This window comes from Sphingobium sp. LF-16 (genome assembly GCF_003711185.1).
GTDB lineage: Bacteria > Pseudomonadota > Alphaproteobacteria > Sphingomonadales > Sphingomonadaceae > Sphingobium > Sphingobium yanoikuyae_A.
The window spans coordinates 3,186,870-3,212,214 of record NZ_CP029335.1 but is presented as its reverse complement, the minus strand read 5'-3'; the positions used below and the strand labels follow the sequence as shown (position 1 = coordinate 3,212,214).

Annotated in this window: 34 protein-coding genes; 31 read left to right on the top strand and 3 right to left on the bottom strand. The window is 63.8% G+C overall.

The window, feature by feature from the left end; all coding sequences use genetic code 11:
* Positions 1–80 precede the first annotated feature (80 nt).
* Genes DIZ22_RS14920 through DIZ22_RS14910 form a run of 3 tightly spaced genes read left to right on the top strand, consistent with a single transcriptional unit; the run spans position 81 to position 3,429 of the window.
* Positions 81–1,199, top strand: coding sequence for a Ppx/GppA phosphatase family protein (locus DIZ22_RS14920; RefSeq protein WP_010337284.1), 1,119 nt, complete (start codon positions 81–83; stop codon positions 1,197–1,199).
* Positions 1,196–1,870, top strand: a complete 675-nt coding sequence (locus DIZ22_RS14915) for an RlmE family RNA methyltransferase (protein ID WP_122928366.1) — start codon at positions 1,196–1,198, stop codon at positions 1,868–1,870. Before DIZ22_RS14920 ends, DIZ22_RS14915 begins: the two co-directional genes overlap by 4 nt.
* Before the next feature lie 50 nt (positions 1,871–1,920).
* Positions 1,921–3,429, top strand: a complete 1,509-nt coding sequence (locus tag DIZ22_RS14910) for a YifB family Mg chelatase-like AAA ATPase (protein WP_048938086.1) — start codon at positions 1,921–1,923, stop codon at positions 3,427–3,429.
* A 4-nt stretch (positions 3,430–3,433) separates the two neighbouring features.
* On the opposite strand, the gene DIZ22_RS14905 is transcribed toward DIZ22_RS14910, so the two are convergent.
* The 3 genes from DIZ22_RS14905 to DIZ22_RS14895 form a co-directional block, all read right to left on the bottom strand.
* Positions 3,434–3,820: a polymer-forming cytoskeletal protein gene (locus DIZ22_RS14905; protein WP_010337288.1), complete on the bottom strand. Its 387-nt coding sequence runs from the start codon at positions 3,818–3,820 to the stop codon at positions 3,434–3,436.
* Positions 3,801–4,991, bottom strand: a complete 1,191-nt coding sequence (locus DIZ22_RS14900) for a M23 family metallopeptidase (protein ID WP_010337289.1) — start codon at positions 4,989–4,991, stop codon at positions 3,801–3,803. The genes DIZ22_RS14905 and DIZ22_RS14900 overlap by 20 nt, the downstream gene beginning before the upstream one ends.
* Positions 4,992–5,158: 167 nt before the next feature.
* A complete protein-coding gene (locus DIZ22_RS14895) occupies positions 5,159–7,435 on the bottom strand; it encodes an EAL domain-containing protein (protein ID WP_122928365.1) in 2,277 nt (758 codons plus the stop codon).
* A gap of 359 nt (positions 7,436–7,794) precedes the next feature.
* Between DIZ22_RS14895 and rpsL the strand changes: the two genes are divergently transcribed.
* From rpsL to DIZ22_RS14755, 28 genes are all read left to right on the top strand, one after another.
* A complete protein-coding gene (gene rpsL / locus DIZ22_RS14890) occupies positions 7,795–8,166 on the top strand; it encodes a 30S ribosomal protein S12 (RefSeq protein WP_004208728.1) in 372 nt (123 codons plus the stop codon).
* Between the two features lie 15 nt (positions 8,167–8,181).
* Complete coding sequence (gene rpsG / locus DIZ22_RS14885; RefSeq protein WP_004208727.1) at positions 8,182–8,652, top strand: 30S ribosomal protein S7; 471 nt, start codon at positions 8,182–8,184, stop codon at positions 8,650–8,652.
* Positions 8,653–8,809: 157 nt separating this feature from the next.
* On the top strand, positions 8,810–10,882 hold the full coding sequence (gene fusA / locus DIZ22_RS14880; RefSeq protein WP_004208726.1) for an elongation factor G: 2,073 nt from the start codon (positions 8,810–8,812) through the stop codon (positions 10,880–10,882).
* A gap of 137 nt (positions 10,883–11,019) precedes the next feature.
* Positions 11,020–12,210: an elongation factor Tu gene (gene tuf / locus DIZ22_RS14875; protein ID WP_004208725.1), complete on the top strand. Its 1,191-nt coding sequence runs from the start codon at positions 11,020–11,022 to the stop codon at positions 12,208–12,210.
* 207 nt (positions 12,211–12,417) lie between these two features.
* On the top strand, positions 12,418–12,726 hold the full coding sequence (gene rpsJ / locus DIZ22_RS14870; protein ID WP_004208724.1) for a 30S ribosomal protein S10: 309 nt from the start codon (positions 12,418–12,420) through the stop codon (positions 12,724–12,726).
* 287 nt (positions 12,727–13,013) lie between these two features.
* Positions 13,014–13,766, top strand: coding sequence for a 50S ribosomal protein L3 (gene rplC, locus DIZ22_RS14865; RefSeq protein WP_004208723.1), 753 nt, complete (start codon positions 13,014–13,016; stop codon positions 13,764–13,766).
* Positions 13,767–13,769: 3 nt separating this feature from the next.
* On the top strand, positions 13,770–14,393 hold the full coding sequence (gene rplD, locus DIZ22_RS14860; protein ID WP_004208722.1) for a 50S ribosomal protein L4: 624 nt from the start codon (positions 13,770–13,772) through the stop codon (positions 14,391–14,393).
* On the top strand, positions 14,386–14,700 hold the full coding sequence (locus DIZ22_RS14855) for a 50S ribosomal protein L23 (RefSeq protein ID WP_004208721.1): 315 nt from the start codon (positions 14,386–14,388) through the stop codon (positions 14,698–14,700). The genes rplD and DIZ22_RS14855 overlap by 8 nt, the downstream gene beginning before the upstream one ends.
* A gap of 10 nt (positions 14,701–14,710) precedes the next feature.
* Complete coding sequence (gene rplB, locus DIZ22_RS14850; protein WP_004208720.1) at positions 14,711–15,547, top strand: 50S ribosomal protein L2; 837 nt, start codon at positions 14,711–14,713, stop codon at positions 15,545–15,547.
* A 5-nt stretch (positions 15,548–15,552) separates the two neighbouring features.
* A complete protein-coding gene (rpsS, locus tag DIZ22_RS14845) occupies positions 15,553–15,831 on the top strand; it encodes a 30S ribosomal protein S19 (protein WP_004208718.1) in 279 nt (92 codons plus the stop codon).
* The gene (rplV, locus tag DIZ22_RS14840) at positions 15,831–16,217 is read left to right on the top strand and encodes a 50S ribosomal protein L22 (protein WP_004208717.1); all 387 of its coding nucleotides are present in this window, start codon (positions 15,831–15,833) and stop codon (positions 16,215–16,217) included. The genes rpsS and rplV overlap by 1 nt, the downstream gene beginning before the upstream one ends.
* 4 nt (positions 16,218–16,221) lie before the next feature.
* Positions 16,222–16,917 carry a 30S ribosomal protein S3 gene (gene rpsC, locus DIZ22_RS14835; RefSeq protein WP_004208716.1) on the top strand — a complete coding sequence of 232 codons (696 nt, stop codon included), beginning with the start codon at positions 16,222–16,224 and terminating at the stop codon, positions 16,915–16,917.
* Between the two features lie 21 nt (positions 16,918–16,938).
* On the top strand, positions 16,939–17,370 hold the full coding sequence (gene rplP, locus DIZ22_RS14830; protein ID WP_004208715.1) for a 50S ribosomal protein L16: 432 nt from the start codon (positions 16,939–16,941) through the stop codon (positions 17,368–17,370).
* Between the two features lie 3 nt (positions 17,371–17,373).
* Positions 17,374–17,577 carry a 50S ribosomal protein L29 gene (rpmC, locus tag DIZ22_RS14825; protein ID WP_004208714.1) on the top strand — a complete coding sequence of 68 codons (204 nt, stop codon included), beginning with the start codon at positions 17,374–17,376 and terminating at the stop codon, positions 17,575–17,577.
* A 12-nt stretch (positions 17,578–17,589) separates the two neighbouring features.
* Positions 17,590–17,853: a 30S ribosomal protein S17 gene (gene rpsQ, locus DIZ22_RS14820; RefSeq protein ID WP_004208713.1), complete on the top strand. Its 264-nt coding sequence runs from the start codon at positions 17,590–17,592 to the stop codon at positions 17,851–17,853.
* Between the two features lie 168 nt (positions 17,854–18,021).
* Positions 18,022–18,390 (top strand): 50S ribosomal protein L14, encoded by a 369-nt coding sequence (gene rplN / locus DIZ22_RS14815; protein ID WP_004208712.1) that lies wholly within the window; start codon positions 18,022–18,024, stop codon positions 18,388–18,390.
* A complete protein-coding gene (rplX, locus tag DIZ22_RS14810) occupies positions 18,390–18,701 on the top strand; it encodes a 50S ribosomal protein L24 (RefSeq protein WP_004208710.1) in 312 nt (103 codons plus the stop codon). The genes rplN and rplX overlap by 1 nt, the downstream gene beginning before the upstream one ends.
* Complete coding sequence (gene rplE, locus DIZ22_RS14805) at positions 18,701–19,273, top strand: 50S ribosomal protein L5 (RefSeq protein ID WP_010337292.1); 573 nt, start codon at positions 18,701–18,703, stop codon at positions 19,271–19,273. The genes rplX and rplE overlap by 1 nt, the downstream gene beginning before the upstream one ends.
* Positions 19,274–19,323: 50 nt before the next feature.
* Positions 19,324–19,629 (top strand): 30S ribosomal protein S14, encoded by a 306-nt coding sequence (gene rpsN, locus DIZ22_RS14800; RefSeq protein ID WP_004208708.1) that lies wholly within the window; start codon positions 19,324–19,326, stop codon positions 19,627–19,629.
* A 12-nt stretch (positions 19,630–19,641) separates the two neighbouring features.
* The gene (rpsH, locus tag DIZ22_RS14795) at positions 19,642–20,037 is read left to right on the top strand and encodes a 30S ribosomal protein S8 (RefSeq protein WP_004208707.1); all 396 of its coding nucleotides are present in this window, start codon (positions 19,642–19,644) and stop codon (positions 20,035–20,037) included.
* The gene (rplF, locus tag DIZ22_RS14790) at positions 20,037–20,570 is read left to right on the top strand and encodes a 50S ribosomal protein L6 (RefSeq protein WP_004208706.1); all 534 of its coding nucleotides are present in this window, start codon (positions 20,037–20,039) and stop codon (positions 20,568–20,570) included. The genes rpsH and rplF overlap by 1 nt, the downstream gene beginning before the upstream one ends.
* 1 nt (position 20,571) lies before the next feature.
* Positions 20,572–20,937, top strand: coding sequence for a 50S ribosomal protein L18 (rplR, locus tag DIZ22_RS14785; protein ID WP_004208705.1), 366 nt, complete (start codon positions 20,572–20,574; stop codon positions 20,935–20,937).
* A 2-nt stretch (positions 20,938–20,939) separates the two neighbouring features.
* Complete coding sequence (gene rpsE / locus DIZ22_RS14780) at positions 20,940–21,650, top strand: 30S ribosomal protein S5 (RefSeq protein WP_004208704.1); 711 nt, start codon at positions 20,940–20,942, stop codon at positions 21,648–21,650.
* A gap of 5 nt (positions 21,651–21,655) precedes the next feature.
* A complete protein-coding gene (gene rpmD / locus DIZ22_RS14775; protein ID WP_010337294.1) occupies positions 21,656–21,835 on the top strand; it encodes a 50S ribosomal protein L30 in 180 nt (59 codons plus the stop codon).
* A 136-nt stretch (positions 21,836–21,971) separates the two neighbouring features.
* Positions 21,972–22,502 carry a 50S ribosomal protein L15 gene (gene rplO, locus DIZ22_RS14770; protein ID WP_004208702.1) on the top strand — a complete coding sequence of 177 codons (531 nt, stop codon included), beginning with the start codon at positions 21,972–21,974 and terminating at the stop codon, positions 22,500–22,502.
* A 195-nt stretch (positions 22,503–22,697) separates the two neighbouring features.
* Complete coding sequence (gene secY, locus DIZ22_RS14765) at positions 22,698–24,044, top strand: preprotein translocase subunit SecY (RefSeq protein WP_004208701.1); 1,347 nt, start codon at positions 22,698–22,700, stop codon at positions 24,042–24,044.
* Positions 24,045–24,090: 46 nt separating this feature from the next.
* On the top strand, positions 24,091–24,747 hold the full coding sequence (locus tag DIZ22_RS14760) for an adenylate kinase (protein ID WP_004208699.1): 657 nt from the start codon (positions 24,091–24,093) through the stop codon (positions 24,745–24,747).
* 38 nt (positions 24,748–24,785) lie between these two features.
* Positions 24,786–25,337: an ATPase gene (locus tag DIZ22_RS14755; RefSeq protein WP_048938083.1), complete on the top strand. Its 552-nt coding sequence runs from the start codon at positions 24,786–24,788 to the stop codon at positions 25,335–25,337.
* The last annotated feature ends 8 nt before the right edge of the window (positions 25,338–25,345 follow it).

The window sequence follows — 25,345 nt, the reverse complement described above, 5'->3', positions numbered from 1 at the left end:
AGCGGGCGGTTCCGCTTAAGCATGAAGGCAAGTTCCGATCGGATTTGCGCGATCGGCGATTGATGAAGTGAGATACGGCCTTGGTGCAGCATAGCCGCCCATCGCCGCAGAGTTCCGGCCCGGTTGGCCGCGTTTCGGGCAAGTCCGCCCGTTCCGGTTCGGGTAATGGGAGCAAGGCTGCGGCCATTACGCCCCCGTCGAAGCAACGGGGCCTTTATCCCTACACGGCGCGTGACCGCCGATCCTATGCGGCAATCGATCTGGGTACCAATAATTGCCGTCTGCTGATCGCCAAGCCGTCAGCGGACGGGTTTATCGTGGTCGATGCCTTTTCCCGGATCGTGCGTCTGGGCGAGGGGCTGGCGGCCACCGGGCGGATCAGCGATGCGGCGATCGACCGGGCCATCGCTGCGCTGTCGGTCTGTGCCGACAAGCTGCGGCGGCGCCATGTGACGCTGGCGCGGTCGGTCGCGACCGAGGCCTGTCGGCGGGCGAGCAATGGCGCCGAGTTCATCCAGCGCGTCTATCGCGAGACCGGGATCGCGCTCGACATCATCAGCGCACAGGAAGAGGCGCGGCTGGCGGTGCTGGGGTGCCACGCGCTGCTGGAAGAGGGCAATGGCCCGGCGCTGATCTTCGACATTGGCGGTGGATCGACCGAACTGGTGCTGGTCGATTCCCATTGCGACGGCGCGCCGCGCATCGTCGATTGGGTGAGCGCGCCCTGGGGCGTGGTGTCGCTGACCGAGAGTGAATTGTTCGACCATGCCAATCCGGCCGAGCGGCTGGCCGCCTATGGCCGGATGCGCGCGCGCGTGGCCGAGGCGTTCGCGCCGCTCGCCCGTCGCCTGCCGCAGGGCGAAGCGGGCATCAGGCTGCTGGGCACGTCGGGCACGGTGACGACTTTGGCCAGCCTGCACCTTGACCTGCCGCGCTATGACAGGCAGGCGATCGATGGGTTGATCGTGCCGAGCAGTTCGATGCGCGCGATTTCCGAACGGCTGTCGACCATGGCGCTGGCGGATCGGCAGCGATTGCCCTGCATCGGCACGGAGCGCGCCGACCTGGTGGTCGCGGGCTGTGCCATTTTGGAATCGATCCTCGACATCTGGCCGGCCGAGCGACTGGGCGTCGCCGACCGCGGCATTCGCGAGGGCATATTGCGCGGCCTGATGGACCGCCATGGAGCAACGACGTGAGGGGTTCTGGCGCAGGCAAGGTGCGGGTGAAATCCGCCAAGGGGCGCACCGCGCAGTCGGTGCGCTGGCTGGAGCGGCACCTGAACGACCCCTATGTCCACAAGGCCAAGCAGGAAGGCTGGCGCAGCCGCGCCGCCTTCAAGCTGATCGAGCTGGACGAGAAATTCCATTTCGTGAAGGGATCGCGCGCGGTCGTCGACCTGGGCGTGGCGCCGGGCGGCTGGGCACAGGTGATCCGCAAGATGGCGCCCAAGGCGGCGGTGGTCGGCATCGACCTGCTGCCGGTCGATCCGATTCCCGGCGTCACCCTGTTCGAAATGGACTTCATGGACGACAAGGCGCCGGACCTGCTGCGCGAGGCGCTGGGGCAGGAGCCGGACCTGGTGATTTCCGACATGGCGGCCAATACGGTGGGCCATGCCCAGACCGACCATCTGCGCACCATGGGGCTGGTCGAGGCGGCCGCCGATTTCGCCGTGCAGAATCTGCGCAAGGGCGGCACCTTCGTCGCCAAGGTCTTTGCCGGTGGCACCGACGCGGAGCTGCTGGCGGTGCTCAAGAAGCATTTCACCACGATCAGGCATGCCAAGCCGCCGGCGAGCCGCAAGGGCAGCGTCGAATGGTATGTCGTGGCGCAGGGATTCAAGGGACGGCCGGACGCGCAAGAGTAACGGGGACAAGCGATCGGCCGCCTTCATGGGGGAAGAAGGGGGCGGGGCCTTTGGTAGCGACGGTTTCGACGGTGGCCTATCTGGGCCTGGAAGCGCGCACGATCGAAGTGCAGTGCCAGCTTGTTCCGGGATTGCCGGCTTTCATCGTCGTTGGTCTGCCCGACAAGGCGGTGGCCGAAAGCCGCGAGCGGGTGCGCAATGCGATCGCCGCGATCGGCCTGTCGCTGCCGCCCAAGCGGATCACCGTCAATCTTTCCCCCGCCGACCTGCCCAAGGAAGGATCGCATTTCGACCTGCCGATCGCGATCGCGCTGCTGGGCGCGATGGGGGTGATCGATGCCGAGACGCTGGCGGGCTATATCGTCGTCGGCGAACTGGGGCTGGACGGCCGCACCGCGCCGTCGCCCGGCGTCTTGCTGGCGGCGCTGCATGCCGGCGGGCAGGATCTGGGGCTGGTCTGTCCGGCTGCACAGGGGAGCGAAGCGGCATGGGCGGGGCAGGTGGAGGTGGTGGCGACACCCGATCTTCTGAGCCTGCTCAATCATTTCAAGGGCACGGCCGCACTGTCGCCGCCCCAGCCCGGCGCGGTCGAGCCGCCGATGCGGGCCGCTGACCTGCGCCAGGTGAAGGGGCAGGAAAGCGCCAAGCGGGCGCTGGAGATCGCGGCGGCCGGCGGCCATAATCTGCTGATGGTCGGGCCGCCGGGGGCGGGCAAGTCGCTGATGGCGAGCTGCCTGCCCGGAATATTGCCCGAGCTGACGCCGACTGAGGCGCTGGAAACGTCGATGGTCGCGAGCGTCGCCGGCACGCTGGAGGGCGGACGGATCAGCCGCGCCCGGCCGTTCCGCAATCCGCATCATAGCGCATCGATGGCGGCTCTGGTCGGTGGTGGCCTCAAGGCGCGGCCTGGCGAGGTCAGCATGGCCCATCTGGGCGTGCTGTTCCTGGATGAGCTGCCGGAGTTTCAGCGGGTGGTGCTGGATTCGCTGCGCCAGCCGCTGGAGAGCGGCGAGGTCAGCGTGGCGCGGGCCAACGCCCATGTCACCTTCCCGGCGCGGGTGCAGCTGATCGCGGCGATGAACCCCTGTCGCTGTGGCCATCTGTCCGACCCGGCGCTGGCCTGTTCGCGCGCGCCGCGCTGCGCCAGCGATTATCAGGCCAAGGTGTCCGGGCCGCTGCTCGATCGCATCGACCTGCATGTCGAGGTGCAGGCGGTGACGGCGGCCGATCTGGTGCTGCCGCCGCCGGCCGAGGGATCGGCGGAGGTGGCGGCGCGCGTCGCGGCGGCCCGCACGCTGCAGACTCGGCGCTATGCCGGCAGCAAGGTGCGGACCAATGCGGAGGTTGATGGCGAGCGGCTGGAGGATGTGGCCGGGCCGGACGAGGCCGGGCGGCAATTGCTGGCACAGGCCGCTGCCGCGATGAAGCTGTCGGCGCGCGGCTATACGCGGGTGTTGCGGGTGGCGCGGACGATCGCCGACCTGGCCGGCGCCGAGCAAGTCGGCCGGGTGCATGTGGCCGAGGCGCTGAGCTACCGGCGGCGCGCGCCGGTCAACTGAGCGCTCAGGCTGCGCTGTCGCTGGTGATGAGCTTGAGGTCGGCGGCCGCGACCGGGCCATTATCCTTGTGGGCGAAGCGGCCTTCGACCCGGCTGCCGGCTTCGATCGTGATCCGCTCGTAGGTCACGTCGCCGGTGATGCGGGCGGTGCTTTCGACCACCAGTTCCTCGGCGCTGATCGATCCGTCGACCAGGCCCGCAAGGCGCGCGCTCTGCGCGGTGACATGGCCGATGATGCGGCTGTCGGGGCCCTGGACCAGCGCGGCGCAGCGAATGTCGCCGTCGATCACGCCATCGACATGCAGGTCGACGGTCGCGGCGAGATTGCCGGTAATCGTCACGTCGCTGCCGATCAGCGAGAAGGGGGTGTGCTTAGCCCCGGTTGCCGACATCGGCGAGACGGGCCGTGGCGATTTGCTGGACTTGGAGAACATCTTTGCGGGCCTCGAGGAAACGGCGGGGATTGATGGGATCGCCGTTCACGCGCACCTCGAAATGAAGATGCGTGCCGGTCGAGCGGCCGGTGGAGCCCATGCGGGCGATCTGGTCGCCGCGCGCGACCTGCTGGCCGACACGGGCATTGAAGCCGGACAGGTGGGCGTAGCGGGTCATGATGCCATTGCCATGGGTGACTTCCACGACATTGCCGTATCCGCTGCGCTGGCCGACATAGCTGACCTTGCCGGGGGCAGCGGCCAGAATCGGCTGGCCATAGCGGCCGGGAAAGTCGAGTCCGGCATGGAAGGCGGCGTGGCCGTTGAACGGGTCACGGCGATAGCCATAGGAGCTGCTGAGCATCGGCGTGCCGGTCGGCTGGCCCGATGGAATGCGCAGCAGGCTGGTTTCCAGAAATTCCATGCGCGACAGGGCGGTGGCGAGCTTTTCCAGCTCGGCCGGCATCGCATCTTCGTCCCCATGCCAGGGCACGAACGGGCCACCCTGGGCGCGGGCCGCGTTGCGGGCGAGCGCGTCGGGATTGAGGCCGAAGCTGCGGATCGCGGCGGCCGCCTTCTGCGCGCGGGCTTCCACCGCACCGGTCAGCAGGGCGGCAAAGCGGCGCTGGCGGGCGTCGACCTGCATCAGCGGCGCGGCTTCGGGCGCCATGCTGATCTTGGCGTCGAGCTTGCCCTGGCCGGCCTTGTCCGTGGCGGCGTCCGCCTTGCCGACCGGGGCATTGGCCGCGGCATCACCGGGTTCGCCGAAATGGGTCTTGTAGAGATCGTCGATGAAATCCTGGCGCGCTTCCAGGTCATGGGCGAGGTCGTTCACAGACTTGCGATAGCCGTCGACCTTGCGTGCCTTGCTGGCGACGGCCGCACCCTTGGCGTCCAGCATCGCCCGGTCATGGGCGACGGCGGCGCTGCTGGCGAGCATCGATATGGTGACCGCGCCCCAGCCGACCAGGCCGGTCGACAGGATGCCGAGGGCCATGAGCTGGGCGCGCTTGGAAATGCGGATGAACTTTACCTGGCCGCCCGAGCGCAGGAAGATTTCCCGCTCCGGGCACAAGGCACTGAGCCTGGCCCAGAGGGTGGCGACCCCCTTCTTCTTGCGCTGCGACAATTGCGACCCCGTAACTATTTATTTCGGTGAGTCGGGCCGGTAGCAAAAGAAGATCGGACGCGCGAATCCACAGCCGCGGACTCGTGACGAGTCGAAGCTAAACCGGGACGAAATGATCTTCGTCCCATTTGGTTCCCTGGCTTTGAAAATATTTTTCGCGATCCGCTTCAGCTTCGGCGGGCGAAGCGCGAGGGCTCAAGAAAGCTGGGTAATTGCGATGCCGGAACGGCCGCGCTCCAATAATAGCCCTGGCCATAATGGCAACCACCTGATCGCAAATATTCCAGTTGTTCAATCGTTTCGACGCCTTCGGCGACGGTTTTCACGCCCAGGCTGTAGGCGAGGTTGAGCACGGTGCGCACGATGGCGGCATCATCCGGGTCGGTTTCCAGATCGCGGACAAAGCCCTTGTCGATCTTGATGACGTCGATCGGAAACTGCTTGAGGTGGGACAGCGAGGCGTAGCCGGTGCCGAAATCGTCGAGGGCGATGGCCATGCCCGACTGGCTGAGGCGCTGAAGATTGCGTTCCACCACATCGACATTGCGGCCGAGGAAGACGGATTCGGTGACTTCCAGCTCGATCCGGCGCGGTTCGACATCGGCATGGGCGAGGCGGGCGAGCAGCCGGTCGGGGAAGGCGCGGTCATGCAGTTCGACGCCGGGGACATTGACCGCGACATGGCCGAAATCGATGCCGGCGCTGGTCCAGGCCCGGCAATCGGCTAGCACCTGATCGATCATCCGCTCGGTGATCTTGCGGCCCAGTTCGGGATGTTCGAAGGCGGCCAATATCTGGTCGGGCATCATCAGCGTGCCGTCCGGACGGACGCAGCGCAGCAGCGCCTCGAAACCGATGACGCGGCCGTCCTGCAGGTCGACCTTGGGCTGATACCAAGGCACGGGCTGGGCATGGGCGAGTGCGTCGCGGGCCCGTTCCAGCATCCGCGCCTCGGTCTGCCAGCTTTCCAGCAGACTCGGTTCGAACAGGCAGGCGCGTCCGCGCCCGCTATTCTTCGCCTCATACAGGGCGATGTCGGCATGTTTCATCAGGTCGATCATGTCGCCGGCATGGTCGGGATAGAGGGCGACGCCCATGCTGACGCGGCAATCAATGTCCCGCCCGCCATGGCGCAGCGGCATGTGCAGGCGCGCGATCATGCGGCTGAGGATGGTGTCGAGATCGGCCAGGCCGCGCAGGCGGGTGAGGATGACGGCGAACTCGTCGCCGCCCATGCGCGCGATCATGTCGGCGGGGCGTACCGAGTCGCGCAGCCGTTCCGCCACGGCGCACAGCAGGGCGTCGCCGGCGTCATGGCCGGCGCTGTCGTTGATCCGCTTGAATTCGTCGACATCGGTCAGCACGACCGCCATCTGGCCGCCGGATCGTTCGGTCGACTGGGCCGCCTGCATCAGGCTGGCCATGAAATGGGAACGATTGGCGAGGCCGGTCAGGGCATCAGTCATCGCCAGATGGGCAAGATGGCGTTCGGCCTGCTTGCGGTCGGTGATGTCGACGATGCTGGCAAGGATACATTGTTCGCCGGCGAGCAGGATCGGGCGGGCGCCCAGCAGAACATCGCGGATGATGCCTTCGTCATTGGCGAGGCAGCATTCGTCATTGTCGATGCTGTCGCCCCGCGTCAGCCGATCGAGCAGACGCAGCGGCGGGGCATGGTCGACGATCAGCGCCAGCCGGGCGACATCGTCCGCGGTGCCCAGATTGCGTGTGGCGGAATCGTTCATGCGCAGGACGGTGCCGTCGTCGCGGATGACTATCAGCGGCAGCGGCACGGTCATGAACAGCCGTTCGAGCGCTTCGCCATTGGCGGCGAGCGCGACGCGGGCGGCCTGCGCATCCTGGCTGGCGGTCCATTCCATACGCTGCAACCGGTTGGTGCGGGCGATCGCGATCCACATGCCGCAATGAAGCATCAGCACCGCCATGATCATGCCGGGCATGGTCGGCGATAGAGGGGCAGGGGCCAGATAGCCGATCAGCAGCGCGACGCCGCAGCCCAGGCCGCCGCTGACATTGCCGCGGAAGCTCGTTGGCACCACCAGGTAGAAGACGAGCGGCAGCATCACCAGGACGAAGATGGCGATGTCGCTGCGCGAGGAGACGAGGAAGGCGACGCCGATGGCGGTGACGCATTGCCAGGCAAAGCAGATGCGTTCGACCGCCTTGAAACTGTGCATGTAGCGGCACAGGCCCAGGCTGACGAGCGACCAGAACACCACGACCAGGCGGGCGGGCACCGCGACCCAGAAATGGGCCGTCCCGGCAAAGCGCCAGTCGCTCAGCAGGAAGAGGGTGTTGAGCAGCGCCGACAAGGCGAAGAGCAGATGGGCGTGGCGACGCGATTCGGGCAGTCGATCGGCCTGGAAGGCGGCCTCCCGTTCCGGGCTGTGGAACTCGCCGCTAATGCGGGAAAGTGCAATCACGACTGGTCCATCTGGATATGGGGGCTGCGGGGAAAGATCCCATAATCTGCAGCATGTTAGCAAAATGATAAAATGTCATTCACTATGTGGCGCGCGCATCTCCGCGCGTCTTCGGGTGCTATGCTTGACCCTTCCGTCCCTCGTCGCTATAGGGCCGCTGCCCCGCGCTATGCGTCTGGAAGACTCGTTTTCCCGCCGCTTTCCGGGGCAAGCACTAGAGCTGAACATTATCGGCTGTCCCTGCGGCTCCGGGCGGATCTTGTCCGTCGGGGGCCTTTGCCGTTCGGAATTTTCGTGATTCCGGCCGGTCAGGAACGCAGGTGGCGTCCGGTAAAGTAACTGAAAAGGTGAAGGGCTTCATGCCAACAATCAACCAGCTGGTCCGCAAGGGCCGCGAACTGCAGAAGACCAAGTCCAAGGTCCCTGCGATGGATGCGAACCCGCAGAAGCGTGGCGTTTGCACCCGTGTCTACACGACGACCCCGAAGAAGCCGAACTCGGCTCTCCGTAAGGTGGCGAAGGTGCGTCTGGTCAACCAGCGCGAAGTCATCACCTACATCCCGGGTGAAGGCCACAACCTCCAGGAACACAGCGTCGTGCTGATCCGTGGCGGCCGTGTGCGAGATCTTCCGGGCGTGCGCTATCACGTTCTTCGCGGCGTTCTGGATACCCAGGGCGTCAAGGATCGCAAGCAGAGCCGTTCGAAGTACGGCGCCAAGCGTCCGAAGTAAGGGGAGAACAGTAATATGTCACGTCGTCGTCGCCCCGAAAAGCGCGTTATCCTGCCGGATCCCAAGTTCGGTGATATCGTGCTGTCGAAGTTCATGAACAGCATCATGCAGGACGGCAAGAAGGCCGTCGCCGAGTCCATCGTTTACGGTGCGCTCGATACTGTCGAAGCGAAGTCCAAGAAGGACCCGATCGGCATGTTCCATGACGCGCTGAACAATGTGAAGCCCGGCATCGAAGTCCGCAGCCGCCGCGTCGGCGGTGCGACTTACCAGGTCCCCGTCGAAGTGCGCCCCGAGCGCGCCCAGGCGCTGGCGATCCGCTGGCTGATCACGGCTTCGCGCAACCGCAGCGAAACCACCATGGCCGCCCGTCTGTCGGGTGAGCTGCTGGACGCTGCCAACAACCGCGGCAATGCCGTCAAGAAGCGCGAAGATACGCACCGCATGGCGGAAGCGAACCGCGCCTTCTCGCACTACCGCTGGTAACAGCAGGGCGGGCGCTTATATGCCCGCCTTGTTATTTGGTTTCCAAAATCGGTCCGTTCGCCGTGGGTGGCTACCCATGGCGAACGGATTGGTTTAGGGGCCACGCGCAGAATTAACGAATCCCCAACCGCCGGCGCGCCGGCAACGGAGAAGCATCATGGCCCGCAGCCATCCGCTCGAACGCTATCGCAATTTCGGTATCATGGCGCATATCGACGCCGGCAAGACCACCACGACCGAGCGTATCCTTTACTACACCGGCAAGTCCTACAAGATCGGCGAAGTCCATGACGGCGCCGCGACCATGGACTGGATGGAGCAGGAGCAGGAGCGTGGTATCACCATCACCTCGGCTGCAACGACCTGCATCTGGAACGACCACCGCCTGAACATCATCGACACCCCCGGCCACGTCGACTTCACCATCGAAGTCGAACGCTCGCTGCGCGTGCTCGACGGTGCGGTTGCCGCGTTCGACGGCGTTGCCGGCGTTGAGCCGCAGTCGGAAACCGTGTGGCGCCAGGCGGACAAGTACAAGGTTCCGCGGATGTGCTTCATCAACAAGCTCGACCGCACCGGTGCCGACTTCTATTATTGCGTGCAGACGATCATCGACCGTCTGGGCGCGACCCCGGCCGTCCTGTATCTGCCCATCGGCGCAGAGTCGGACTTCAAGGGCCTGGTCGACCTGGTCGAGAACCGCGCGATCATCTGGAAGGATGAGAGCCTGGGCGCCGAATTCTACTATGAAGAAATTCCGGCCGACCTCGCCGACAAGGCTGCCGAATATCGCGAAAAGCTGATCGAGCTTGCCGTCGAGCAGGACGATGCCGCGATGGAAGCCTATCTGGAAGGCAATCTGCCCGACACCGCGACCCTCAAGAAGCTGATCCGCAAGGGTACGCTGGGTCACGCCTTCGTGCCGGTGCTGTGCGGTTCGGCGTTCAAGAACAAGGGCGTTCAGCCGCTGCTCGACGCCGTCGTCGACTATCTGCCGAGCCCGCTCGACATCGAAGACGTCCAGGGCGTCAAGATGGACGGCGAAACCCCCGACAGCCGTCCGACCTCGGACGACGCGCCCTTCTCGGGCCTGGCGTTCAAGATCATGAACGACCCGTTCGTTGGCTCGCTGACCTTCCTGCGCATCTATTCGGGCACCCTGACCAAGGGCACCTACCTGAACTCGGTGAAGGACAAGAAGGAAAAGATCGGCCGTATGCTCCTCATGCATGCGAACAGCCGTGAAGACATCGACACCGCCTATGCCGGCGACATCGTCGCGCTGGCCGGCATGAAGGAAACCACCACCGGTGATACGCTGTGCGCCGAGCGCCAGCCGATCATTCTGGAGCGGATGGAATTCCCCGAGCCGGTCATCGAACTGTCGGTGGAACCCAAGACCAAGGCCGACCAGGAAAAGATGGGCGTCGCCCTCAACCGCCTGGCTGCCGAAGATCCCTCGTTCCGCGTCTCGACCGATCACGAATCGGGCCAGACCATCATCAAGGGCATGGGCGAACTTCACCTCGAAATCCTGGTTGACCGCATGAAGCGCGAGTTCAAGGTCGAGGCGAATGTCGGTGCGCCGCAGGTGGCCTATCGCGAGTATCTCAAGAAGGCCGTCGACGTCGACTACACCCACAAGAAGCAGTCGGGCGGTACCGGTCAGTTCGGCCGTATCAAGGTCAAGTTGACCCCCGGCGAGCGTGGTTCGGGCTTCGTCTTCAAGGACGAGATCAAGGGCGGTAACATTCCCAAGGAATATATCCCCGCGATCGAAAAGGGCATGCGCGAAACCGCTGCCACCGGTTCGCTGATCGGCTTCCCGATCATCGACTTCGAAGTGCTGCTCTATGACGGTGCGTACCATGACGTCGACTCGTCGGCGCTGGCGTTCGAAATCACCGGCCGCGCCGCGATGCGCGAAGCGGCGCAGAAGTCGGGCATCACCCTGCTCGAGCCGGTCATGAAGGTCGAAGTCGTGACCCCGGAAGAATATCTGGGCGACGTCATCGGCGACATGAACAGCCGTCGTGGCCAGATCCAGGGCACCGATACGCGCGGCAACGCGCAGGTGGTCGAGGCGATGGTCCCGCTGGCCAACATGTTCGGCTATGTGAACTCGCTGCGTTCCTTCACCCAGGGCCGCGCGAACTACTCGATGATCTTCTCGCACTATGACGAAGTGCCGCAGAATGTTGCGGACGAAGTCAAGGCGAAGATGGCCTGACGAGTTTCCCTGTCCGGGCCGTGCAATCGGCTCGGATAGGGGCTGGTAATCTGTGAATATGCTGCTATGGACGCGCCTTCGCGAGGCGCGGCCGAGCGGTCAGACCCAAGCTGATTTTGATTAGAAGGTAGGATAAAATGGCTAAGGCTAAGTTTGAGCGGAATAAGCCGCACTGCAACATCGGCACCATCGGTCACGTTGACCATGGTAAGACCTCGCTGACCGCGGCGATCACCAAGGTTCTCGCCGAAACCGGCGGTGCGACCTTCACCTCGTACGACAACATCGACAAGGCTCCCGAAGAGCGCGAGCGTGGCATCACCATCTCGACCGCCCACGTCGAATATGAGACCGAAGCCCGTCACTACGCGCACGTCGACTGTCCGGGTCACGCTGACTACGTCAAGAACATGATCACCGGTGCCGCCCAGATGGACGGCGCGATCCTGGTTGTTTCGGCCACTGACGGCCCGATGCCGCAGACCCGTGAGCACATCCTGCTCGCCAAGCAGGTCGGTGTTCCCCAGCTGGTCGTGTTCATGAACAAGGTCGACCTGGTCGACGACGCCGAAATCCTCGAGCTGGTCGAGCTGGAAATCCGCGAGCTGCTGAGCTCGTACGACTTCGACGGCGACAACATCCCCGTCATCGCCGGTTCGGCTGTCGCTGCCCTGCAGGACAAGACCCCGGAAATCGGCCACGACGCCGTTCTGAAGCTGATGGCTGCCGTCGACAGCTGGATCCCGCAGCCCGACCGTCCGGTCGACAAGCCCTTCCTGATGCCGATCGAAGACGTGTTCTCGATCTCGGGTCGTGGTACCGTCGTGACCGGCCGCGTTGAAACCGGCATCGTCAAGGTTGGTGAAGAAGTCGAAATCGTCGGCATCAAGCCCACCAAGAAGACCACCGTCACCGGCGTCGAAATGTTCCGCAAGCTGCTGGACCAGGGCCAGGCCGGCGACAACATCGGCGCGCTGATCCGTGGCGTGGGCCGTGAAGAAGTTGAGCGTGGTCAGGTTCTGGCCAAGCCCGGCTCGGTCACCCCGCACACCGAATTCGACGCCGAAGTCTACGTGCTGTCGAAGGAAGAAGGCGGCCGTCACACCCCGTTCTTCGCGAACTATCGTCCGCAGTTCTACTTCCGCACCACCGACGTGACCGGCGAAGTGATCCTCCCCGAGGGCACCGAGATGGTCATGCCTGGCGACAACGTGAAGCTCGGCGTCAAGCTGATCGCTCCGATCGCCATGGACTCGGGTCTGCGCTTCGCAATCCGTGAAGGCGGTCGTACCGTCGGCGCAGGGGTTGTCGGCACGATCTCGAAGTAATATAGGACCGCAGCGGCGCGAATCGCCCGATTCGCGCCGCTGAAGTTTTTTACCCGCCCCGGATCGCCTTTCTCCGGCTCGAATGAGCTAGAAGGGCAAAACGGGGCGGATATTTTTTTGTTGGCGTGTTTTTGTAAATCAACGGCTGCTCCGGCTGATTCATGAAAATGCGCTGGTTATTGGCTCTTTCGCATCGGTACAGGAACAATGGACAGCAACATCCGCATTCGCCTCAAGGCGTTCGATCATCGCGTGCTCGATCAGGCGACCGGCGACATCGCCGAAACCGCCCGCCGCACCGGCGCCCTCATTCGCGGTCCGATTCCTCTTCCGACGCGCATCGAAAAGTTCACGGTCAACCGTGGTCCGCACATCGACAAGAAGTCGCGCGAGCAGTTCGAAGTCCGCACCTACAAGCGTATGCTTGACATTGTGCAGCCGACGCCGCAGACGGTCGACGCGCTGATGAAGCTGGACCTGGCTGCCGGCGTGAACGTCGAAATCAAGCTGGCCTAAGGTCGGCAAGTCCCCGCCTTCCGCAAGGTTGGCGGGGTATCGGGTATTCTGTTCCTCTTCTCTGGAGAGACGGAAGCTCAAACGACACAAGGGATACCGCACGGCCCGCCGGTGAACCGGCTAAGGCGCGTGGTCCTGGTCCCCCGTCGCCTTTCCCGAGAGGGATCGGCATCCAACCCGGACGGGGTGATCTATACATTGGGTTGGGCCGCGAAGCAGAGATGCTGAGCGGTTTTTTCGTTGGATACGCCCGCTGCTATGGCGGGCCTCTATGGGAGTAATCAGTGATGCGCACTGGCGTGATCGCTAAGAAAGTCGGGATGACCCGCCTGTTCCAGGACGACGGACGTCACGTCCCCGTCACGGTCCTCAGCCTTGAGGGTACGCAGGTCGTCGCACGTAAGGAAGTCGAGCGCGACGGTTATGTCGCCCTTCAGCTGGGCGCTGGCGTTGCCAAGGCCAAGAATGTCGCCAAGCCGCAGCGCGGTCACTTCGCCAAGGCGGAAGTTGAACCCAAGGCGCGTCTGGTCGAATTCCGCGTCGCCGAGGATGCGCTCCTCGACGTCGGCGCCGAAATCGCCGCTGACCACTTCGTCGCTGGCCAGCTGGTCGACGTTGCTGGTCACACCCAGGGTAAGGGCTTTGCCGGTGCTATGAAGCGCTGGGGCTTCGGCGGTATGCGCGCCACCCACGGCGTGTCGATCAGCCACCGTGCGCATGGTTCGACCGGTAACCGTCAGGATCCGGGCCGCGTCTTCAAGAACAAGAAGATGGCCGGTCACATGGGTGATCGTGAGCGGACCCAGCAGAATCTCGAGATCGTCCGCACGGACGTCGAGCGTGGTCTGCTGTTCGTCAAGGGTTCGGTTCCGGGCGCCAAGGGCACCTGGCTGACCGTCAGCGACGCCGTGAAGGTTCCCCGTCACGCCGACGCGCCCTATCCCGCCAGCCTAAAGCAGGCTGCAAACAGCAATGCCGCGCCGGCCGAGACGCCCGCGGAAGCGGCCGCTCCCGAAGCGACCGAAGGCCAGGAGGGCTAAACCATGAAGGTCAATGTACAGACCCTCGACGCCGCAGCTGCCGGTGAGCTGGAGCTCAACGATGCCGTTTTCGGCCTCGAGCCCCGCGCCGACATTCTGCACCGCGTCGTCACCTGGCAGCTCGAAAAGCGTCGTGGCACTGCCCGCGGCACGCGCGAGCGTTCGGATGTCGCCCGCACCGGCAAGAAGTTCGGTCGCCAGAAGGGCGGCGGTACCGCCCGTCACGGCGATCGCCGCGCTCCCGTCTTCATCGGCGGTGGTAAGGCTCACGGTGCCCGCGTGCGCGACTTCAACCCCTCGCTGAACAAGAAGGTTCGCGCGCTGGGTCTGAAGATGGCGCTGTCGTCGAAGGTCAAGGATGGTTCGCTGATCATTCTCGACAATCTCGACGTAGCCGAAGGCAAAACCAAGGCGCTGGTCGCCAACTTGGCCAAGCTGAACCTGAACAAGGTTCTGTTCATCGACGGCGACGCCGTGAACGTCAGCTTCGCCAAGGCTTCGGCCAACATCGTCGGCGTCAACCTGCTGCCGGCCGTTGGTGCCAACGTCTACGACATCCTGAAGGCCGACTCGCTGGTGCTCACCCGCGCCGCGGTCGAAAAGCTGGAGGCCCGTTTCAATGGCTAAGAAAGAAGCCGCGACCGTGGACAACCGTCACTTCGACGTCGTTGTCGCGCCGGTCATCACCGAGAAGTCGACCCTTCTCTCGGAAAACAACGCCGTTGTTTTCCAGGTCGCCAACGACGCATCGAAGCCTGAAATCAAGGCTGCCGTCGAGGCGCTGTTCGGCGTGACCGTCAAGGCGGTCAACACGCTGGTGCAGAAGGGCAAGGTCAAGCGCTGGAAGGGCAAGCCCTACAAGCGCAACGACGTGAAGAAGGCGATCGTCACGCTGGCCGAAGGTCAGTCCATCGACGTCACCACCGGTATTTGAGGCGAGATAGATGGCACTCAAGCACTATAATCCGACGAGCCCGGCCCAGCGCGGCCTGATCCTCGTCGACAAGTCGAGCCTGCACAAGGGCAAGCCCGTCAAGGCGCTGACCGAAGGCAAGCGCAAGACCGGTGGTCGTAACAACAAGGGCCATGTCACTTCGCGTGGTATCGGTGGCGGTCACAAGCAGCGCTATCGTATCATCGACTTCAAGCGTCGCCTGTGGGACGTTGAAGGTACGGTCGAGCGTCTGGAATATGACCCCAACCGCACCGCCTTCATTGCGCTGGTCAACTATCCAGACGGCACGCAGGCGTACATCATTGCGCCGCAGCGTCTGGCTCCCGGTGACAAGGTCATCGCGGGCAAGAAGACCGACGTGAAGCCGGGCAATGCGATGGAACTGGGTCAGATGCCGGTCGGCACGATCATCCACAACATCGAGATGAAGCCGGGCAAGGGCGCGCAGCTCTGCCGTTCGGCAGGCACCTATGCCCAGCTGGTCGGTCGCGACCGTGGCATGGTCATGGTGCGTCTGTCGTCGGGTGAGCAGCGCTACATCCGTTCGGACTGCATGGGCACCGTTGGCGCCGTGTCGAACCCCGACAATGGCAACACCAACCTTGCCAAGGCTGGCCGCAACCGTTGGAACGGCATCCGTCCTCTGACGCGCGGTGTTGCGAAGAACCCGGTCGATCACCCGCATGGTGGTGGTGAAGGCCGGACCTCGGGCGGCCGTCACCCGGTCACCCCGTGGGGCAAGCCGACCAAGGGTGCGCGCACCCGTCACAACAAGGCAACGGACAAGTTCATCATCCGTAGCCGCCACGCGAAGAAGAAGAGGTAAGCGAGATGGCTCGTTCCGTCTGGAAAGGTCCGTTCGTGGACCTCAGCCTTCTGAAGAAGGCGGAAGTCGCGCAGGAAAGCAATGGCCGCTCGGGTCCGATCAAGACCTGGTCGCGTCGTTCGACCATCCTGCCGCAGTTCGTTGGCCTGACGTTCAACGTCTATAACGGCCGCAAGCATGTTCCGGTTCTCGTGAACGAGGATATGGTGGGTCACAAGCTGGGCGAATTCGCTCCGACCCGCTTCTTCCCCGGTCACGCTGCCGACAAGAAGGGCAAGCGCTAATGAGCAAGGAAAAGGCTCCCCGTCGCGTCGCCGACAATGAAGCGCTCGCCGTCGGCACGCAGATCCGTGGTTCGGCCCAGAAGCTGAACCTGGTCGCCACGCTGATCCGCGGCCGCAAGGTCGAGGACGCGCTCAACATCCTCGCCTTCTCGAAGAAGGCGATGGCTGTCGACGTGCGCAAGGTGCTGGCTTCGGCCATCGCCAATGCGGAAAACAACCACAATCTGGACGTCGACGCCCTGGTCGTCGCGGAAGCATCGGTGGGCAAGAGCTTCACCCTGAAGCGCTTCCACGCTCGCGGCCGCGGCAAGTCGACCCGGATCCTCAAGCCCTTCAGCCGCGTGCGCATCGTCGTGCGTGAAGCTGGCGAAGAAGCGGAGGCGTAAGCACATGGGTCACAAGAGCAACCCGATCGGTCTGCGTCTGCAGATCAACCGTACCTGGGACAGCCGCTGGTTCGCCGAAGGCGCCGACTATGGTCGCCTGCTGCTGGAAGATCTCAAGATCCGCCAGTACATCATGAAGAACCTGCCGCAGGCCGCGATCTCGAAGGTCGTGATCGAGCGTCCGGCCAAGCTGTGCCGCGTGTCGATCTACGCTGCCCGTCCCGGTGTCATCATCGGCAAGAAGGGTGCAGACATCGAAAAGCTTCGCAAGAAGCTGGGTGCCTTCACCTCGTCGGACGTGTCGCTGAACATCGTCGAAATCCGCAAGCCGGAAATCGATTCGAAGCTCGTCGCACAGGGCATCGCCGACCAGCTGGAACGCCGCGTTGCCTTCCGTCGCGCCATGAAGCGTGCGGTGCAGTCGGCTCTCCGTCTGGGCGCCGAAGGCATCAAGATCACCTGCGGCGGCCGTCTGGGCGGCGCGGAGATCGCGCGTGTCGAATGGTATCGTGAAGGCCGCGTTCCGCTGCACACCCTGCGTGCGAACGTCGACTATGCCGAAGCCACGGCGCACACCGCCTATGGCGTTTGCGGCATCAAGGTCTGGATCTTCAAGGGCGAGATCCTCGGCCATGATCCGATGGCTACCGACCGGCTGATGCTGGAGGCTCAGACCTCCGGCGTGCGCCCGGCGCGCTGAGAATAAGAAGGTAATAGCGTCATGCTGCAACCGAAGAAGATGAAGTTCCGCAAGACCTTCAAGGGTCGGATCAAGGGCGATGCGAAGGGCGGCACTGCGCTGAACTTCGGCGCCTATGGTCTCAAGGCTCTGGAGCCCGAGCGGATCACCGCGCGCCAGATCGAAGCGGCTCGCCGCGCGATCCAGCGCCACCTGCGCCGTCAGGGTCGTCTGTGGATCCGCGTGTTCCCCGACGTTCCGGTCACCAAGAAGCCGGCAGAAGTCCGCCAGGGCAAGGGCAAGGGTTCGGTCGAATATTGGGCGGCTCGCGTCGCTCCCGGCCGTATCCTGTTCGAACTGGACGGCGTTCCCGGTCCGCTCGCAGCAGAGGCCTTCTCGCGCGCCGCGATGAAGCTGCCCATCAAGACGAAGGTCGTTGCCCGCCTCGGCGACACCTCGCACCTGGAGGGTTAAGCTGTGGCCAACGTTGCAGACCTCAAGACCAAGTCGGACGACGAGCTGTCGACCGAGCTGAACAACCTGAAGCGCGAGCAGTTCAATCTGCGTTTCCAGGCGGCCACCAACCAGCTGGAAAAGCCCAGCCGCGTTCGTGAAGTCCGTCGTTCGATCGCGCAGATCAAGACCCTGCAGACCGAGCGTTCGCGCTCGGCCGCGAAGTAAAGGAAACACACGATGCCCAAGCGCGTGCTGACGGGAACGGTGGTTTCCGACAAGACCGACAAGACGGTGGTGGTTCGCGTGGAGCGCAAGGTTAAGCATGCGCTCTACGGCAAGATCATCCGCCGGTCGAAGAAGTACCATGCCCATGACGAGGGCAATGTCTACAAGGAAGGCGAAACGGTCCGTATCGAAGAGACCGCTCCGATTTCCAAGCTCAAGACCTGGAAGGTCATCGAGCGTGTGGACACCCACAAGTCGCCGGAATCGGCGGCCTAAGGGCAGTCACCGACTCTAGAGTCGAAAAAGTTCGGACGCGGGGCTGGCCTTTTCCTTCGGGAGGAGGTACAGGCCCGCGCTTCGTGCATTTCGATTCACCGGGTCGACTCACGAAATTCGGAACCGCCGGGATAGTCCCGGTAGGCCAAATAAGAAGGAACCGGATCCATGATCCAGATGCAATCCAATCTTGACGTCGCGGACAACAGCGGCGCCAAGCGCGTCCAGTGCATCAAGGTGCTGGGCGGCTCGAAGCGGCGTTTCGCCGGCGTGGGCGACATCATTGTCGTCTCCGTCAAGGAAGCTGCTCCGCGCGGTAAGGTGAAGAAGGGTGACGTGCATCGCGCCGTCATCGTGCGCACCGCCAAGGACGTGCGTCGCGCTGATGGCAGCGTGATTCGCTTCGACGGCAATGCCGCTGTGCTTATCAACAAGAACGAGGAGCCGATCGGCACCCGTATCTTTGGCCCGGTCGTTCGCGAACTGCGCGCCAAGAAGCACATGAAGATCATCTCGCTCGCTCCCGAGGTGCTGTAATGAGCGCTGCTAAGATCAAGAAGGGCGACAAGGTTGTCGTCCTGGCTGGCAAGGACAAGGGCCGTACCGGCGCCGTCCTCCAGGTGATGCCCAAGGACGACAAGGTCCTGGTCGAAGGCATCAACGTGCATGCGAAGCATCGCAAGCCCGACCAGTCGAACCCGCAGGGTGGCATCGACCGCAAGCCGGCCCCGATGCACATTTCGAACGTCGCTGTCGCCGACAAGGATGGCAAGCCGACCCGCGTCCGTTTCGAGGACCGCGACGGCAAGAAGGTCCGCGTCGCCGTCAAGTCCGGTGAGGTGCTGTAATGGCCGACAAGTATATTCCGCGCTCGAAGTCGATCTACGACGACGCCATCGTGAAGGCGATGGTCGAGAAGTTCGGCTACAAGAATGTGATGGAAATCCCGAAGATCGAAAAGATCGTGCTCAACATGGGCGTCGGTGAAGCCACGCAGGACAAGAAGAAGGTCACTTCGGCCGCCGAGGAAATGGAACTGATCGCCGGCCAGAAGCCGGTCATCACCAAGGCGAAGAAGTCGATCGCGCAGTTCAAGCTGCGTGAAGGCATGCCGATCGGTGCCAAGGTCACGCTGCGCCGCGAGCGCATGTATGAATTCCTTGATCGCCTGATCAACATTGCCCTGCCGCGCGTGCGCGACTTCCGTGGTCTCAACCCGAAGAGCTTCGACGGCCGTGGCAACTATGCCTTCGGCATCAAGGAGCAGATCATCTTCCCCGAGATCAACTATGACCGCATCGACAAGGTGCGTGGCATGGACATCATCGTGACCACCACGGCGAAGACTGACGACGAAGCGCGCGAACTGCTGCGCCTCTTCGGCTTCCCCTTCCCGATTGAAGAGAAGCAGGCGGCCTAACAGGCCCCGCTTCTCTCCCAACGCTTAAGCTAAGGAAGAGAACTTAAGTCATGGCGAAACTGAGTTCGATCAACAAGAACGAGCGCCGCAAGAAGCTGGTGAAGAAGTATGCCGGCCGCTATGCGAAGCTCAAGGCGATCGCAGCCGATACCGCTCTCGACGACACCGAGCGTCTGATTGCGCGTCTGAAGATGGCGGAAGTCCCCCGCAACGGCAACCCGACCCGCATTCGCAACCGCTGCGAACTGACGGGCCGCCCGCGCGCTTACTACCGCAAATTCCGTCTCTGCCGCGTGCAGCTGCGTGATCTGGCCAACAAGGGCCTGATCCCCGGCGTCACCAAGTCGAGCTGGTAAGGATCATTTGAGATGGCATTGACCGATCCCCTGGGTGATATGCTCACCCGCATCCGTAACGGGCAGCAGGCGAAGAAGGACAGCGTTGTGTCCCCCGCCAGCAAGCTCCGTGCCCGCGTGCTCGACGTGCTGCAGCGCGAAGGCTATATCCGTGGTTATTCCGAGGAAACCCTCGGCAATCACCCCGGCCTGCGCATCGAGCTGAAGTATTTCGAGGGCCAGCCTGCGATCAAGCATGTTGCCCGCGTGTCCAAGCCTGGTCGCCGCGTCTATTCCGGTTCCAAGGAACTGCCGGTGATCCGCAACGGCCTGGGCATCACCATTGTCTCGACGCCCAAGGGCGTTCTGTCCGACGCCGAAGCGCGTGAACAGAATGTCGGCGGCGAAGTGCTGGCGGAGGTGTTCTGATGAGCCGCACTGGCAAGAAGCCGGTCACCGTGCCTGCGGGCGTGACCGCGTCGATCGCTGACGGTCAGCTGTCGGTGAAGGGCCCCAAGGGCACCCTCGCCATGCCGCTGGCCGACGAAGTGACTTACACCGTCGAAGAAGGCAGCATCGCTGTAAAGCCCGCCAACAACGGCAAGCGCGCCCGCGCTTTCTGGGGCATGCAGCGTACCCTGATCCAGAACCTGATCACCGGCGTGACCCAGGGCTTCTCGAAGAAGCTGCTGATCACCGGTGTCGGCTACCGTGCGAACTCGCAGGGCAAGACCCTGAAGTTGCAGCTCGGCTACAGCCACGACGTCGATTTCGAGATTCCGGAAGGCATCGAGATCAAGACCCCGGATAACACCACGGTCGAGATCAGCGGCATCGACAAGCAGCAGGTAGGCCAGGTCGCCGCCGAGATCCGCCGCTGGCGCAAGCCCGAACCCTATAAGGGCAAGGGTATCAAGTACGCCGGCGAATTCATCTTCCGCAAGGAAGGGAAGAAGAAGTAAGATGGCTAAGCTTTCCCTCTTCGCGCGGCGTCGTCGCCGCGTTCGCACCGCGCTCAAGGCTGTTTCGGGCACCCGCCCGCGCCTCAGCGTCCATCGTTCGGGCCGTCACATCTACGCCCAGATCATCGACGACGTCGCCGGTACCACCGTCGCCGCCGCTTCGACCCTGGACAAGGATGTTGGCTCGAAGGCTCTGGGCAAGACCGGCGCCTCTTCCGAAGCCGCTGCCGATGTCGGCAAGCGCGTCGCTGCCGCTGCTACGGCGGCCGGCGTCACCAAGGTCGTGTTCGACCGCGGTGGCTTCCTGTTCCATGGCCGCGTCAAGGCGCTGGCCGATGCCGCCCGTGAAGGCGGGCTGGAGTTCTGATCATGGCTGACGAAAACACCAACGAAGTCGTCGCGCCCGTCGAGGGTGCCGAGGCTCAGACCGAAGGTCGTGGTCCCGGCCGTGGCCGTGGCCGTGGCGGTGACCGCAACCGTGGCGAGCGTGGCGGCCGTGGCCGTCGCGACGACCGCCGTGGCGGCAACCGTGACGAGGAACAGGGCGAAGAGCTGATCGAGAAGCTGGTTCACATCAACCGCGTCTCGAAGACCGTCAAGGGCGGTAAGCGCTTCGGTTTCGCTGCTCTGGTCGTCGTCGGCGACGGCAAGGGCCGCGCCGGTTTCGGTCATGGCAAGGCGCGCGAAGTGCCTGAAGCCATCAGCAAGGCGACCGCTTCGGCCAAGAAGGCCATGGTTCGCGTTCCGCTGAAGGAAGGCCGCACCCTGCACCATGATGGCCTCGGCCACTTCGGTGCTGGCAAGGTGACTGTCCGTTCGGCTCCGGCCGGTACCGGCATCATCGCCGGCGGTCCGATGCGCGCCGTGTTCGAAAGCCTCGGCGTCGCTGACGTCGTGACCAAGTCGAACGGCACCTCGAACCCCTACAACATGATCCGTGCGACCTTCGCGGCGCTGGGCGAGCAGACCAGCCCCAAGTCGGTGGCGCAGCGTCGTGGCAAGAAGGTCGCTGACCTTCTGCGTCGCGGTGGTGCCTCGGCCGAAGTCGCGCAGGCTGACGCCGAAGCGATTGCGGAGTAACTGACATGGCGAAGATCAAGATCAAGCAGATCGGTTCGCCGATCCGTCGCCCCGAAAGCCAGAAGAAGATTCTGATCGGCCTGGGCCTTGGCAAGATGCATCGCGTGGTCGAGCTGGAAGACACGGCGGAAGTCCGCGGTGCCATCAAGAAGCTCCCCCACATGGTGGAAGTGGTCGAGGGCTAAGCCCTTTCGATCTGACGAAATGAAGCGAAAGAGGGGGAAACCCCTCTTTCGTTTTTTCAGCGGAAGCGCTAACGGGCGCTTCCTTTAGATGATCCCGCACGGGATCAGCGCGACAAAAGCGAAAGCGAGTGCGAACATGAAACTGAACGAAATCAACGACAATGCCGGTGCCCGCAAGGGTCGTATGCGCGTCGGCCGCGGTATCGGCTCGGGCAAGGGCAAGACCGCCGGTCGCGGCCAGAAGGGTGCCAAGGCACGCTCGGGCGTCAGCATCAACGGCTTCGAGGGTGGCCAGATGCCGCTCCACATGCGCATCCCGAAGCGCGGCTTCAACAACATCTTCGCCAACGATTATGCGATCGTGAACCTGGGTGAAGTGCAGGCCGCGATCGACGCCGGCAAGCTGGACGCCGCTGCCGTCATCGACCATGCTGCGCTCAAGGCAGCCAACCTGGCCCGTGGTGGCAAGGATGGCGTCCGCGTTCTCGCCAAGGGCGAACTGACCGCCAAGGTCAGCTTCCTGGTCGCCGGTGCCTCGAAGAGCGCCGTCGAAGCGGTCGCCAAGGCCGGTGGCAAGCTGGACGTGATCGAAGTCGTCCCGGCAGCCGAGAAGGCCAAGGCGAAGAAGGGCACCGCCCTTGCCGCCAAGAAGGCCGCCAAGGCCTAAGTCTCGCCCGAGACTTGCAAGCACGGCCCCGCTGCCCGATATGGGTTGGCGGGGCTATGTGTATCGGGGGGAGCATATGTTCGTCGCAACGGCGGCAACTCCCGTTCGACATGGTCTTCCCGCCCCGCTAAGGGGGTAGCGATTCCGCCGCGGAGCCCGATGGCTCCGGCAAGAATGATTTGAAGGGCAGCCACAATGGCATCGAGAGCCGACCAGCTCGCATCCAATCTCAGCCTCGCGAAGTTCAGCCAGGCGACCGACCTCAAGAAGCGCCTGTGGTTCACCCTCGGCGCGCTGATCGTCTTCCGCTTCCTCAGCTTCGTGCCGCTGCCGGGTATCGATCCCACCGCGCTCGCGGCCTGGTCGCAGAAGTCGGCCGGTGGCATCCTCGACATCTTCAACACCTTCTCGGGTGGTGCATTGTCGCGCGCGAGCCTCATCACGCTCGGCATCATGCCCTATATCACCGCGTCGATCGTGGTGCAGCTGGCCGCCTCCCTCTCGCCGCAGCTCGCGGCGATCAAGAAGGAAGGCGAGAGCGGCCGCAAGAAGCTGAACCAATATACCCGCTATGGCACCGTCGGCCTGACCGCCGTGCAGGGCTACGCCGCCGCCGCCAACTGGCAGGCGCAGGGCGTGGTCGTGGACCCCGGCATGCTGTTCGTCGTCTCGGCGATCATCTCGCTGATCGGCGGCACCATGTTCCTGCTGTGGCTGGGTGAGCAGATCACCTCGCGCGGCATCGGCAACGGCACCTCGCTGATCATCATGGCCGGTATCGTCGCGCAGCTGCCGGTGACGCTGAGCAACCTGTTCAAGTCGGGCAGCGAAGGCTCGATCTCGGGCCTGGTCATCTTCCTGGTCGTCGTGCTGGGCTTTGGTCTGATTGCCTTCATCTGCTTCATGGAACGGGCGCAGCGCCGGGTGCTGATCCAGTATCCCAAGCGCCAGACGCGCCAGGGCCTGATGCAGGCCGATCGCAGCCACCTGCCGCTGAAGGTCAACACCGCAGGCGTGATCCCGCCGATCTTCGCCAGCTCGCTGCTGCTGCTGCCGCTGACCATCTCGCAGTTCATGGGCGTGAAGGCGGACGATGACAGCCGCTGGAGCAGCATCGTGCTGACGATCAACCAGTATCTGTCGCACGGCAGCCCCTTCTACATGGGCCTCTATGGCCTGGGCATCGTCTTCTTCTGCTTCTTCTACACCGCCGTGGTGTTCAACCCTGAAGAGACGGCCGACAATCTGAAGCGCAATGGCGGCTTCATTCCGGGCATCCGTCCGGGCAAGAATACCGAGAATTATCTCGATTATGTCCTGACCCGGATCACCGTGATCGGTGCCGCCTACCTGGCCTTCATCTGTCTGGTGCCGGAATTTGCCATCGCCCGGGCGGGAATTCCCTTCTACCTTGGTGGGACTAGCCTGCTGATCGTCGTCAATGTTACGGTCGATACCGTGACCCAGATCCAGAGCCATCTGCTTGCCCATCAATATGGGGATCTGATCAAGAAGGCGAAGCTGAAGGGCCGTCTGCGCTAAGGGGGCGCAGACAGGCAAGCGCAAGTACAAGGGGAGAATGCGCGCAATGAATATCATTCTGCTTGGTCCTCCGGGTGCCGGCAAGGGCACCCAGGCCACGCGGCTCGTCGACAGCCGTGGCATGGTTCAGCTGTCGACCGGCGACATGCTGCGGGCTGCGGTCAAGGCGGGGACTCCGGTCGGCCTTCAGGCCAAGGCGCTGATGGAATCGGGTTCGCTGGTGCCGGACGAGGTCGTCTCGGGCATCATCGGCGAAGCGCTTGATGCGCTGGCGGCCGATACCGGCGTGATCTTCGACGGGTATCCGCGGACCGAGGCCCAAGCCCATTCGCTCGACACCATCCTGGCCGATCGCGGCCGCACGCTCGATCATGTGATCGAGCTGGAAGTGGACGAGGATGCGCTGGTCGAGCGCATTACCGGTCGCTTCACCTGCGCGACCTGCGGCGAAGGCTATCATGATGTCTTCAAGCAGCCCAAGGTCGAGGGTACGTGCGACAAGTGCGGCGGGCATGAGTTCAAGCGTCGTCCCGACGACAATGAGGAAACGGTGCGTACCCGCATGGCCGAGTATCGCGCCAAGACCGCACCGATCCTGCCGATCTACGAAGCGCGCGGCATCGTCAGCCGCGTCGACGGCATGGCCGACATGAACGACGTCAGCGGCGCGATCGTCGCCATCTTGGACGGCGTTCCGGCCTGAGCTATTCTCCCTCCCCGGCGACAAGGCGGGGAGGGGACATGGCCTATCCAATCAAATCGATACTGACAGGCGCCGGCATGGCGCTGGCGGCCGCGCCCGGACAGGGTGGGGTGGTTGCCAGCAGCGATGCCGGCTTTGTCGTGCAGGCGAGCGTGGACGTGGCGCTGGCGCCCGACGCGGCCTATGCGCTGCTGGCAGAGCCGGGGCGCTGGTGGAACAGCGCCCACACCTATAGCGGCGATGCGCGCAACATGGTGCTGCAGGCGAAGGCCGGGGGTTGCTTCTGCGAGACCCTTCGCGACAAGAGCGGAAACGGCGCCTCAGGCGGCATCGAACATGCGCGGGTCATCTATGCGGCACCGGGCCAGCGATTGCGGCTGAGCGGGGCTCTGGGGCCGCTGCAGAGCGAAGCCGTGACCGGCGTGCTGGACTTCGCCATTGCGGCCGCGCCGGGCGGCAGCCGTGTGACGCTGACCTATTCGGTGGGCGGTTATATGCGCGCTGGCCTGGCGCCGATCGCGCCGATCGTCGACAAGGTGCTGGTGGAGCAACTCGACGGCTATAAGCGGGCGGCCGACAGCAAGGGCTGACGCGCGAC

Excerpts from the sequence above, each read along its gene's own strand:
- DIZ22_RS14905 (WP_010337288.1), bottom strand. The coding sequence starts at position 3,820 with ATGTCGGCAACCGGGGCTAAGCACACCCCCTTCTCGCTGATCGGCAGC.
- rplO (WP_004208702.1), top strand. The coding sequence starts at position 21,972 with ATGAAACTGAACGAAATCAACGACAATGCCGGTGCCCGCAAGGGTCGT.
- tuf (WP_004208725.1), top strand. The coding sequence starts at position 11,020 with ATGGCTAAGGCTAAGTTTGAGCGGAATAAGCCGCACTGCAACATCGGC.
- DIZ22_RS14755 (WP_048938083.1), top strand. The coding sequence starts at position 24,786 with ATGGCCTATCCAATCAAATCGATACTGACAGGCGCCGGCATGGCGCTG.
- fusA (WP_004208726.1), top strand. The coding sequence starts at position 8,810 with ATGGCCCGCAGCCATCCGCTCGAACGCTATCGCAATTTCGGTATCATG.
- rpsE (WP_004208704.1), top strand. The coding sequence starts at position 20,940 with ATGGCTGACGAAAACACCAACGAAGTCGTCGCGCCCGTCGAGGGTGCC.
- rplD (WP_004208722.1), top strand. The coding sequence starts at position 13,770 with ATGAAGGTCAATGTACAGACCCTCGACGCCGCAGCTGCCGGTGAGCTG.
- rpsN (WP_004208708.1), top strand. The coding sequence starts at position 19,324 with ATGGCGAAACTGAGTTCGATCAACAAGAACGAGCGCCGCAAGAAGCTG.
- rplV (WP_004208717.1), top strand. The coding sequence starts at position 15,831 with ATGAGCAAGGAAAAGGCTCCCCGTCGCGTCGCCGACAATGAAGCGCTC.
- DIZ22_RS14855 (WP_004208721.1), top strand. The coding sequence starts at position 14,386 with ATGGCTAAGAAAGAAGCCGCGACCGTGGACAACCGTCACTTCGACGTC.
- rplF (WP_004208706.1), top strand. The coding sequence starts at position 20,037 with ATGAGCCGCACTGGCAAGAAGCCGGTCACCGTGCCTGCGGGCGTGACC.
- rpsG (WP_004208727.1), top strand. The coding sequence starts at position 8,182 with ATGTCACGTCGTCGTCGCCCCGAAAAGCGCGTTATCCTGCCGGATCCC.
- rplB (WP_004208720.1), top strand. The coding sequence starts at position 14,711 with ATGGCACTCAAGCACTATAATCCGACGAGCCCGGCCCAGCGCGGCCTG.
- rpsH (WP_004208707.1), top strand. The coding sequence starts at position 19,642 with ATGGCATTGACCGATCCCCTGGGTGATATGCTCACCCGCATCCGTAAC.
- rplE (WP_010337292.1), top strand. The coding sequence starts at position 18,701 with ATGGCCGACAAGTATATTCCGCGCTCGAAGTCGATCTACGACGACGCC.
- rplC (WP_004208723.1), top strand. The coding sequence starts at position 13,014 with ATGCGCACTGGCGTGATCGCTAAGAAAGTCGGGATGACCCGCCTGTTC.
- rpmD (WP_010337294.1), top strand. The coding sequence starts at position 21,656 with ATGGCGAAGATCAAGATCAAGCAGATCGGTTCGCCGATCCGTCGCCCC.
- rpsQ (WP_004208713.1), top strand. The coding sequence starts at position 17,590 with ATGCCCAAGCGCGTGCTGACGGGAACGGTGGTTTCCGACAAGACCGAC.
- DIZ22_RS14760 (WP_004208699.1), top strand. The coding sequence starts at position 24,091 with ATGAATATCATTCTGCTTGGTCCTCCGGGTGCCGGCAAGGGCACCCAG.
- rpsC (WP_004208716.1), top strand. The coding sequence starts at position 16,222 with ATGGGTCACAAGAGCAACCCGATCGGTCTGCGTCTGCAGATCAACCGT.
- rplR (WP_004208705.1), top strand. The coding sequence starts at position 20,572 with ATGGCTAAGCTTTCCCTCTTCGCGCGGCGTCGTCGCCGCGTTCGCACC.
- secY (WP_004208701.1), top strand. The coding sequence starts at position 22,698 with ATGGCATCGAGAGCCGACCAGCTCGCATCCAATCTCAGCCTCGCGAAG.
- rplN (WP_004208712.1), top strand. The coding sequence starts at position 18,022 with ATGATCCAGATGCAATCCAATCTTGACGTCGCGGACAACAGCGGCGCC.
- rpsL (WP_004208728.1), top strand. The coding sequence starts at position 7,795 with ATGCCAACAATCAACCAGCTGGTCCGCAAGGGCCGCGAACTGCAGAAG.
- rplP (WP_004208715.1), top strand. The coding sequence starts at position 16,939 with ATGCTGCAACCGAAGAAGATGAAGTTCCGCAAGACCTTCAAGGGTCGG.
- rpsS (WP_004208718.1), top strand. The coding sequence starts at position 15,553 with ATGGCTCGTTCCGTCTGGAAAGGTCCGTTCGTGGACCTCAGCCTTCTG.
- rplX (WP_004208710.1), top strand. The coding sequence starts at position 18,390 with ATGAGCGCTGCTAAGATCAAGAAGGGCGACAAGGTTGTCGTCCTGGCT.
- rpsJ (WP_004208724.1), top strand. The coding sequence starts at position 12,418 with ATGGACAGCAACATCCGCATTCGCCTCAAGGCGTTCGATCATCGCGTG.